Origin of the sequence: uncultured Microbacterium sp. (genome assembly GCF_963521695.1) — a bacterium.
In the GTDB taxonomy this organism is placed as follows: domain Bacteria; phylum Actinomycetota; class Actinomycetes; order Actinomycetales; family Microbacteriaceae; genus Microbacterium.
On sequence record NZ_CAUQWC010000153.1, the window covers coordinates 1 to 8,741 of the forward strand.

The following is an 8,741-nucleotide window of genomic DNA, read 5'->3' on the forward strand; positions in this document are numbered from 1 at the left end:
CCCCCGCGGCATCGGCGCCGTTGCCCGCCGGTCGGCGGGCCCGCAGCTCGCGCGGCGGCATGCCGAACACCTCGCCGATCGTCTCGGTGAACTGCCGGATGCTCGAGAAACCGGCGGAGAAGGCGATGTCGGCCGACGACATATCGGTGCCCACGAGCAGGGCGCGCGCGGTGTGAGCCCGGTGGGCACGGGCGAGGGCCAAGGGCCCGGCGCCCAGCTCGGTTGCGAGCAGGCGCGTGAGGTGACGGGAGGAATAGCCGAGTCGTCGCGCGAGACCGGGCACGCCCTCGCGATCGACCACGCCGTCGGCGATGAGACGCATCGCCCGCGCCACCACGTCTCCCCGCACGTCCCACAGGGGTGAGCCGGGTGCGGCCTCGGGAAGGCATCTCTTGCAGGCGCGGTAGCCGGCCTCGTGCGCGGCGGCGGAGGTGGCGAAGAACGTGACGTTCTCTTCTTTGGGCGTGCGGGCGGGGCAACTGGGACGGCAATAGATGCGCGTGGAGCGCACCGCCGTGACGAACTGCCCGTCGAAGCGGCGATCGCGCGACTGGATGGCGCGATAGCGCTCGGGGAAGCCCGGTGCGTCGACGGTGGTGGGGGTCATGGCCTCCACTCTGCCACCGACCCCCGACATCGATCGGCGGAAATCGGACATGGCCGTTCCGGCGAGATCACGCCGGCGCACGGTGAGGGGCCCCGACCGGCGGCCGCCACGGGAGGAGATTCAGCGATCGGAGGATCGCCCCGCGCCCCGGCATCCTCCCTCGGCCCGATCCCCTCCTCTCCCCCACGCGTCCCCGCCTCCGCGCGCCACACACGGCGGCGCACCAACGCCCCATACCCGCACGACACGGCGGCCCGGCCCGATGGAACCGGCCGCCTTCGTGTTCGCGCTCAGTCCTGGGCGATCGCGAAGCCGCCCGCGGTTCGGTGCGATCCCCGGATCCAGGCGCGACCGTCGGTCCGGGGCGGCATCCCTTGTTCGGGGGGCGATTCGATGTTCGCGGCGTGATCCCTCGTTCGAGGCGCGCATTCTCTGCCCCCGACGGCCTTACGCGCCCCGAAGCTGTTGGTCGCGTGGGGTGTCACCGCCGCCGCCGCAACCCCCGCGCGATGTCGGAGGGCGTCGGTAGCGTGAGCGGCATGAGCGAACGCGAATACGACCTCATCGTCATCGGCGCCGGCCCCGTCGGCGAGAACGTGGCCGACTACGCCACACGGGCCGGGCTCACCACTGTCATCGTCGAGTCCGAGCTCGTCGGCGGTGAGTGCTCGTATTGGGCGTGCATGCCGTCCAAGGCTCTGCTGCGCAGTGCCGCCGCCCTGCGCGCTGCGCGCGATGTCGATGGAGCGAAGCAGGCCGTCACCGGCGATCTCGACGTCGAGGCCGTCCTGCGGCGCCGCGACACGATGACCAGCAACTACGACGACTCCGGCCAGGTCGAGTGGCTCCAGGGTGCGGGTATCGACCTCGTGCGCGGCCTCGGCACCCTCACCGGCGAGAAGACCGTGCGCGTCACGGCCGCCGACGGCAGCGTCACCGACCTCGTCGCCCGGCACGCCGTGGCCGTGTGCACGGGCTCCGCCGCTCTGCTGCCCGACATCCCGGGCCTCGTCGACGTCTCCCCCTGGACGAGCCGCGAGGCCACTGCGGTCGAACAGATCCCCGGCTCGCTCGCCATCATCGGCGGCGGCGTTGTGGGAGCCGAGATGGCGACGGCGTTCGAGAGTCTCGGATCGCGCGTCACGATCATCGCGCGCTCGGGCCTGCTCGGGGGCAACGAGCCGTTCGCGGGCGAACTCGTGGCCACGTCGCTCCGCGACCGCGGCGTCACCGTCAAGACGGGGGCCGACACCACCGCCGCCCGCCGCGACGACGACGGCCGCGTGGTCCTCGAACTCTCCGACGGCACCACCGTCACCGCCGACGAAGTTCTCGTCGCGGTGGGTCGCACGCCCCGCACGCAAGATCTCGGACTGGATGCCGTGGGCCTCGAAGCCGGCTCCTGGCTCGACGTCGACGACACGCTGCTCGTGCGCGGCTTCGACTGGCTCTACGCGGTGGGCGACGTCAATCACCGCGCGCTGCTCACCCACCAGGGCAAGTACCAGGCCCGCGCAGCCGGCGACGTGATCGCCGCCCGCGCACAGGGTGCCGATGTCGACGACGCACCGTGGGGTGCGCACGTCGCCACCGCCGATCACGACGCGGTCCCCCAGGTCACGTTCACCGACCCCGAGGTGGCATCCGTCGGTCTCACCGCCGCGAAGGCGGAAGAGAAGGGGCTGAACGCGAAGGTCCTCGACTACGACCTGGCGAGCATCGCCGGATCGAGCGAGCAGTCCGACGCGTACGTCGGCAAGGCTCGCGTGATCGTCGACCTCGACCGCGGTGTGCTCGTCGGAGCCACCTTCGTCGGCCCCGACATCGCGGAGCTGCTGCACTCCGCCACCATCGCAATCGTCGGAGAGGTGCCCGTCAAACGCCTCTGGCACGCCGTGCCGTCGTATCCCACGGTGAGTGAGGTCTGGCTGCGTCTGCTGGAGACGCTCGGTCGCGACTCCGCCTGACCCCGGCGCGCGGCTAGGGCGGCGCGGAGCGGCAGTACGTCGTCCCGCGCCGTCGCTCATGAGAGCGGGCGGCCCGGGCGGCGAACTCGGACACGTCGAGAAACGTCGTCCCGCCGCTGTCGCTCGGGAGAGCGCGCGGCTAGGGCGGCGCCAAACGGCGGTACGTCGTCCCGCGCCGTCGCTCGTGAGAGCGCGCGGCCCGGGCGGCGGAGCGGCAATACGTCGTCCGCCGCATCCACTCGAGGGAGCGCGCGGCCGGGGCGGCGGGTTCGCACGCGTCGACGAACGCCCTGTCGTGCGAGACACACCTTCTCTCGGCGCTCCTCACTCGCCGGGGCGTTGTTCGCCAACGCTCTGAGCCCCGCACGACGCGTTCTCGCCGCCGGGCGCTTGCGCGGCATAGGGTCGCAGCATGCCCCGCACCGTCGCCCTCATCCGCGGAGTCGGAGGCCCCACGGCGCTGAAGATGCCTGCGCTGCGTGAGGTTCTGGCATCCGCGGGTCTCGGCGAGGTCGACACGCTTCAAGTGGCCGGCAACGTCGTGCTCGATGGCGCCGGGCGCGCCGCCCACGACGTCGCCCAGGCGATCAGCGACGCCGTGCGTGGAGCGTTCGGCTTCGATCTGCCCGTCATCGTCCGCACGCATGCCGAGCTCGTCGACTCGGTGACGCGGAACCCGTACGCGGATGCCGCAGAGGGGCGGTGGGTGCAGACCGTGTTCCTCGACGACCGGCCGGCCTCCGCAGCCCTCGCGCTGCCCGACGGCATCCCCGAAGAGGCGGTTCTCGACGGCCGCGAGGTGTTCGTGCGGTATCCCGAGGGCATCGGCGGCTCGAAACTGCAGGCCGGCTGGTTCGAGAAGCGGCTCGGGGTCGTCGGCACCGCCCGAAACGCCAACACGATCGCGAAGCTCATCGCGATGAGCGCCTGACCGCCACGACCCTCGATCTCCCCACGCATAAACGCGATCCGCGCGCGTAAACGCGCCCTCCTCGTGTTTCTGCGCGGGAATCGTGTTTATGCGTCCCGGATCGCCCGGCGTCGGTCTACGCAGACGCCCCGCGCAGCGCCACCGCGGCGAGAAACGCCTCCCCCGCCAGAAACGCCCCGCAACACATTGCCGCCACGCCGAAGCGTTCTCGCGCAGAAACGCGCCCCGATGCCCCCCGTCACCGCGGCGAGAAACGCCCTCCCCCGCCAGAAACGCCCCGCCGACACGTCTTCGCCCACGCCGAAGCGTTTCTCACGCCAGCCGCCGCCCGCCCCACGCCGCTCGACCCCCCCGCCACCCCGCACACGCGACACCGCCGCACCTCCGCTCACGCACCCCCGCGCCACCACCCCGCACACGCACCTCCGCACACGCACCCCCGCGCCACCACCCCGCACACGCACCCCCGCGCCACCACCCCGCACACGCAACACCGCCCCCGCGACCGAAGTCACGAGGGCGGTGAGGAGACGACGCGTCAGTGGAAGAAGTGGCGCTCGCCCGTGAAGAACATGGTCACACCGGCCGCGCGCGCGGCGTCGATGACCTCGGCATCCCGCACCGACCCGCCGGGCTGGATGATCGCCGAGATCCCGGCGTCGATGAGCACCTGCGGACCGTCGGCGAAGGGGAAGAACGCATCGGATGCCGCAATCGAGCCGGCTGCGCGATCGCCGGCGCGCTCGACGGCGAGGCGGCACGAGTCGACGCGGTTGACCTGGCCCATGCCGATGCCGACCGTGGCCGAGCCCTGGGCGAGCACGATGGCGTTCGACTTCACCGCGCGGCACGACTTCCAGGCGAAGATGAGGCTCTCCATGTCGGCGTCGGCGGGACGTTCGCCCGACACGAGCTCCCAGTCCTTCGCGACGGATTCGATGTCGTCGGGGAACCGGTCGGCGTCCTGCAGCAGCAGGCCGCCCGACACCAGGCGCACGTCCATGCGCTCCTGCTGCCAGTCGACGGGCAGGCGCAGCACGCGCAGATTCTTCTTCAGTGTGAACACCTCGAGCGCCTCGGGCTCGAAGTCGGGCGCGATGATGACCTCGGTGAAGATGTCGCGAAGGTTCTCGGCCATCTTCAACGTCACCGTGCGGTTGGCGGCGATGACGCCACCGAATGCCGACACCGGGTCGCACTCGTGGGCGCGCAGGTGCGCCGAGGCGATCGGGTCGAGCGCGTTGGGGGCGGCGACGGCGATACCGCAGGGGTTCGCGTGCTTGATGATCGCTACCGCGGGCTTGACCATGTCGAAGGCGGCGCGGAGGGCGGCATCGGCGTCGACGTAGTTGTTGTACGACATCTCTTTGCCCTGCAGCTGCGCCGCCTGGGCGATGCCGTGGCCGCCGACGCGCGAGTAGATCGCGGCACGCTGGTGCGAGTTCTCGCCGTAGCGCAGCGTCGACAGGCGCTCGGCCTGGATGGTGAGGTGAGCCGGCAGGTCGATGTCGTCGCCGAGCGTGCCCTCGGCGAACCACGTCGACACAGCGGTGTCGTACGCGGCGGTGTGCGAGAAGGCGCGGGCGGCCAGCTCGCGCCGCTGCACGAGCGACGTGCCGCCGTCGGTGCGCAGGGCGTCGATGATCGCCGGGTACGACTCGGGCGAGACGACGATGGCGACGTTGGCGTGGTTCTTCGCCGACGCGCGCACCATCGCGGGGCCGCCGATGTCGATCTGCTCGACGACGTCGTCGCCCTCGGCACCGGATGCCACGGTCTCCACGAACGGGTACAGGTTCACCACGACGAGCTCGAAGGGACGGATGCCGAGCTCGTCGAGCTGCGCCTCGTGCGAGGCCAGCCGCAGGTCGGCGAGGAGGCCCGCGTGCACGTTCGGGTGCAGCGTCTTCACGCGTCCGTCGAGCGATTCGGGGAAGCCGGTCACGGCCGAGACGTCGCTGACGTCGTAGCCGGCGTCGCGCAGCAGCGTGGCCGAGCCGCCGGTCGAGACGATCTCGACGCCGGCCGCGGCGAGCGCCTCGCCGAGCTGCAGAAGGCCGGTCTTGTCGCTCACCGACACCAGCGCGCGGCGGATCGGGACGACGTCGCGGGGACGGTAGTCGGCGGGGTCGTGGCGGGGTCCGGCCATGGCTTTCGGCTCCTGTGTCTCGAGTCGGATTCGTATGCGCGACGGGCCGACGCCCGCCGGCGGGTCAGGCGGTTCGGGATGCCGTGGCGGCGAGGTCGAGCTCGCCCTCGGCGATGCGTCGGACGACGTCGATCAGCAGACGTCGCTCGACGGGCTTGATGCGCTCGTGCAGGGCGTCTTCGTCATCGCCGGGCAGCACGGGGATGCGCTCCTGCGCCAGGATCGGCCCGGTGTCGACGCCCGAGTCGACGACGATGACGCTCGCGCCGGTCTGCTCGACCCCGGCGGCGAGCGCGTCGCGCACACCATGCGCGCCGGGGAACTCGGGCAGGAACGCCGGGTGCGTGTTGATCATGCGGGGTTGCCACGCGGCGACGAGGTCGGCGGGCAACAGGCGCATGAGCCCGCTCAGCACGACGAGATCGGGCTGCCACACGGCGAGCTGCGCCCCGAGTTCGGCGCCCCACTCCTCGCGAGACGCGAACGCCCCGTAGGGCACGAGGAAGGTCGGGATGCCGAAGTGCTCGGCGTGGGCGAAGCCGTCGGCCTCGCGATCCGCACCGACCGCGACCACGCGCGCCGGGAAGTCGTGGGCGGATGCCGCCTCGAGCAGGGCGCGGAGGTTGGAGCCGGTGCCGGAGATGAGAACGGCGACCGTGAGCACGCGCCCAGTCTACGCAGGTGCGTCGACGCTCACCGGGTCGGGCGAGGTCGCGCCCGAGGTGCGGTCAGCCGACCCCTCAGCGCCGGTGGTCTGTGTCGTCGTCCGCGCTGTCGCCGTCGGCCGCCGCCCAGGCTGCGCGGATACGCGCGCGCACGTCGTCGTCGTCCGGCACGGCATCCGGGGTCGAGGACGGCGCGTCCGTCGTCGACGGGTCGCGCGGCGGCAGGCCCGAGGGCTTCTTCGGAGCCTTCGCCTTCTTCGTCGATGCTCCCGCGTCGGCCGGGGTCGTCGCCGTGGGCGAAGCCCCGAGGGGACCGCGGCCGGCCGAGTCGCCGACGGTCGACGGTGCCCCGGTCGGGGTCGCACCCGCCGACACCGTATCCGCGCGCTCGTCCGCGTCGCTTCCGGCCCACCCCGGCAAATGACCCCACCCCGACGGCGCCGTGGCCGGGGGCGTGTCGGAATACCGATCGCTGGAGGGCCATGACGGGAAGTCCGAACGGGCGCCGGACGACACGAACGCGGAGTCTCCTCCCGAACGAGAGGCGACGTCGGACCGGTCGTCGTCGACGTGGTCCCCGCCCCCGCGCGGGCTCAGCAGCAGGATCGCGAGCCCGACGAGCACCTCGAGTCCGAGCACGAGGGCGAGCGGGCCGGGCTCGGGTCCCGTGTCGGCGAGGCGTCCCGGACCGATCGAGCCCGATGAGGCAAGGGCGGCGAGCGCACCGACACCTCCCGTGAGCACGGCGACGGCGAACGTCACCACCAGGCGCGGGCCGAACGGTTCGGGGCCGGTGGTGCGCGGCATCCGGGATCGCAGCATCCATCCGGTCAGTACTCCCACGGCCACCGGCAGCAGGGCGAGGAGGAGCAACCACGACGAGGTCGAGTCCGGCACGGCGCCGAGCACCGGGATGCCGGGGAGCGCGCCGACCTGCGTCCCGGCCGGGGTGACGGCGGTGTCGGTGCCCAGCGCGAAGCCGGGGCCGGCCGTGAAGGCCACCGCCCACACGATGAGGGTGGGCAGGTACATGAGCTGGCCGAGGGCGATGACGGTCGCACCGATCGCATCCGCGTTGCTCGCCTGATACAGGCCGATGACCTGAGCGGAGCGCACGACGAGGCCCGCGACGACCACGACGCCGCCGACGGCGACGAGTCCGAGGGTGGTGAAACCGAGTCCTCTCACGACGAGCGCGGGCACGTCGGCCCAGGCGTGCGGGAGCCGTCGGATGCGAGCCCGCAGGGCGTCGACCGGGCCGTCGTCGCCGACACGCCACGCGCCGATGAAGGCGCCCAGGAACGACGGCACGAAGAACAGCAGCGACGGGAGCAGGATGGCCAGCCACACCTCGGATGCCACCAGCTCGGCGTTGGCGCTCACCCCCACGAGCGCCGCGATCCCGGCGAAGACGACCGAGCCCGAGAGCCACCCGGTGATCGCCGCCCCGGCCGCGGCCGCGCGGGCTCCGGAGCGGGCGGCGAACAGGGCGGTGAAGGCCGCGAGGGCGAGCGGCGCGAGCGACAACGTGAACGACGCGAACGTGGGATCGATGCCGGTCGCCGCGAGGTACGCGTCGGGCAGGGTGACCGTGACCGGCACGAGGTGGCCGAGGTGCCAGATGGAGGCCGAGGCCGGCCACAGCGCCCCCCAGTCGGGGTCGCCGACGCCGAAGACCCACAGCAGCGCGAGGGGAGCGAGGATCACCGCGATGCCGCCCGCGGCGGCCAGCACGGCGTCGAGGGCGGCGAGGAGGGCGACGAGAAGGCGATGCATGGGCGAGAGGAACCCTACCCGGGCAGCCGGAGGCCGCCTCTCAGGCGCGGCGGCGTCGCCGCACTCCCCGATCGTCGGAGAGGCCCGCGGCCGCGAGGACGACGACCCCGGCCACGACCGCGAGCAGCGCCACCAGCACGGCACGGCCCGTCACCCGCGCGACCTTCTTCACGGTGCGTCGCCGCGGAGAGGTCCCTGACCCCGGAGAGGTCCCTGACCCCGAAGAGGTCCCTGAGCCTGTCGAAGGGACCGGCCCGACCGCACCACCGGAGGCTTCGACGGGCTCAGCCACCTCCCCTGCAGCAGCATCCGTCGCAGGCGCCGCACCCTCCCGCGCCTCGCGCCAGCGCTCCCACACGATGTCAGCCAGCCGCGGGTCCGCGCCGATCGGCTCCGACGTCAGATCGGCCTCCGCCTTCTCGATCACGCGCGAGAAATGCCCGGGGGCGAGCACGTAGCTCGCGGCCACCGTCCGCTCCCCCGCGGAGCGCGCCGCGCCCACGGCATCCGGAATGCGAGGTTCGGATGCCGCGGCGTACGCCGTCACGATGGGGCCGGCCACGCCGGCATCCGCCATGAGCTCCGCCATCCGCTCGACGTCGACGACCGCGCCCGGGCGCGTGGAACCGGCGGCGGCGAGCACGAC

General features: G+C 72.6%; 7 protein-coding genes. 2 read left to right on the top strand and 5 right to left on the bottom strand.

Going from position 1 to position 8,741, the window contains the following annotated elements; all coding sequences use genetic code 11:
• Positions 1–607: Ada metal-binding domain-containing protein (locus tag RWP81_RS11505; RefSeq protein ID WP_314456227.1), on the bottom strand; the 607-nt coding region annotated here is incomplete at its 3' end.
• A gap of 539 nt (positions 608–1,146) precedes the next feature.
• On the opposite strand from RWP81_RS11505, the gene RWP81_RS11510 reads away from it, so the two are divergent.
• Together RWP81_RS11510 and RWP81_RS11515 are read left to right on the top strand one after the other, a co-directional pair.
• Positions 1,147–2,574: an NAD(P)/FAD-dependent oxidoreductase gene (locus tag RWP81_RS11510; protein ID WP_314456229.1), complete on the top strand. Its 1,428-nt coding sequence runs from the start codon at positions 1,147–1,149 to the stop codon at positions 2,572–2,574.
• Positions 2,575–2,986: 412 nt separating this feature from the next.
• Positions 2,987–3,505 carry a DUF1697 domain-containing protein gene (locus RWP81_RS11515; protein ID WP_314456231.1) on the top strand — a complete coding sequence of 173 codons (519 nt, stop codon included), beginning with the start codon at positions 2,987–2,989 and terminating at the stop codon, positions 3,503–3,505.
• Positions 3,506–4,043: 538 nt separating this feature from the next.
• Here the strand turns inward: RWP81_RS11515 and purH are convergent.
• From purH to RWP81_RS11535, 4 genes are all read right to left on the bottom strand, one after another.
• Positions 4,044–5,654 carry a bifunctional phosphoribosylaminoimidazolecarboxamide formyltransferase/IMP cyclohydrolase gene (gene purH / locus RWP81_RS11520; protein WP_314456233.1) on the bottom strand — a complete coding sequence of 537 codons (1,611 nt, stop codon included), beginning with the start codon at positions 5,652–5,654 and terminating at the stop codon, positions 4,044–4,046.
• A gap of 64 nt (positions 5,655–5,718) precedes the next feature.
• Positions 5,719–6,318 carry a phosphoribosylglycinamide formyltransferase gene (purN, locus tag RWP81_RS11525; RefSeq protein WP_055958808.1) on the bottom strand — a complete coding sequence of 200 codons (600 nt, stop codon included), beginning with the start codon at positions 6,316–6,318 and terminating at the stop codon, positions 5,719–5,721.
• Between the two features lie 76 nt (positions 6,319–6,394).
• Complete coding sequence (locus RWP81_RS11530) at positions 6,395–8,095, bottom strand: DUF6350 family protein (RefSeq protein ID WP_314456235.1); 1,701 nt, start codon at positions 8,093–8,095, stop codon at positions 6,395–6,397.
• Positions 8,096–8,135: 40 nt separating this feature from the next.
• On the bottom strand, positions 8,136–8,741 hold a 606-nt coding region (locus RWP81_RS11535; protein ID WP_314456237.1), incomplete at its 5' end, for a CbiX/SirB N-terminal domain-containing protein.

What these genes read in the sequence shown, in the direction of transcription:
- RWP81_RS11510 (WP_314456229.1), top strand. Translation starts at nt 1,147, where the DNA reads ATGAGCGAACGCGAATACGACCTCATCGTCATCGGCGCCGGCCCCGTC.
- RWP81_RS11530 (WP_314456235.1), bottom strand. Translation starts at nt 8,095, where the DNA reads ATGCATCGCCTTCTCGTCGCCCTCCTCGCCGCCCTCGACGCCGTGCTG.
- purH (WP_314456233.1), bottom strand. Translation starts at nt 5,654, where the DNA reads ATGGCCGGACCCCGCCACGACCCCGCCGACTACCGTCCCCGCGACGTC.
- RWP81_RS11515 (WP_314456231.1), top strand. Translation starts at nt 2,987, where the DNA reads ATGCCCCGCACCGTCGCCCTCATCCGCGGAGTCGGAGGCCCCACGGCG.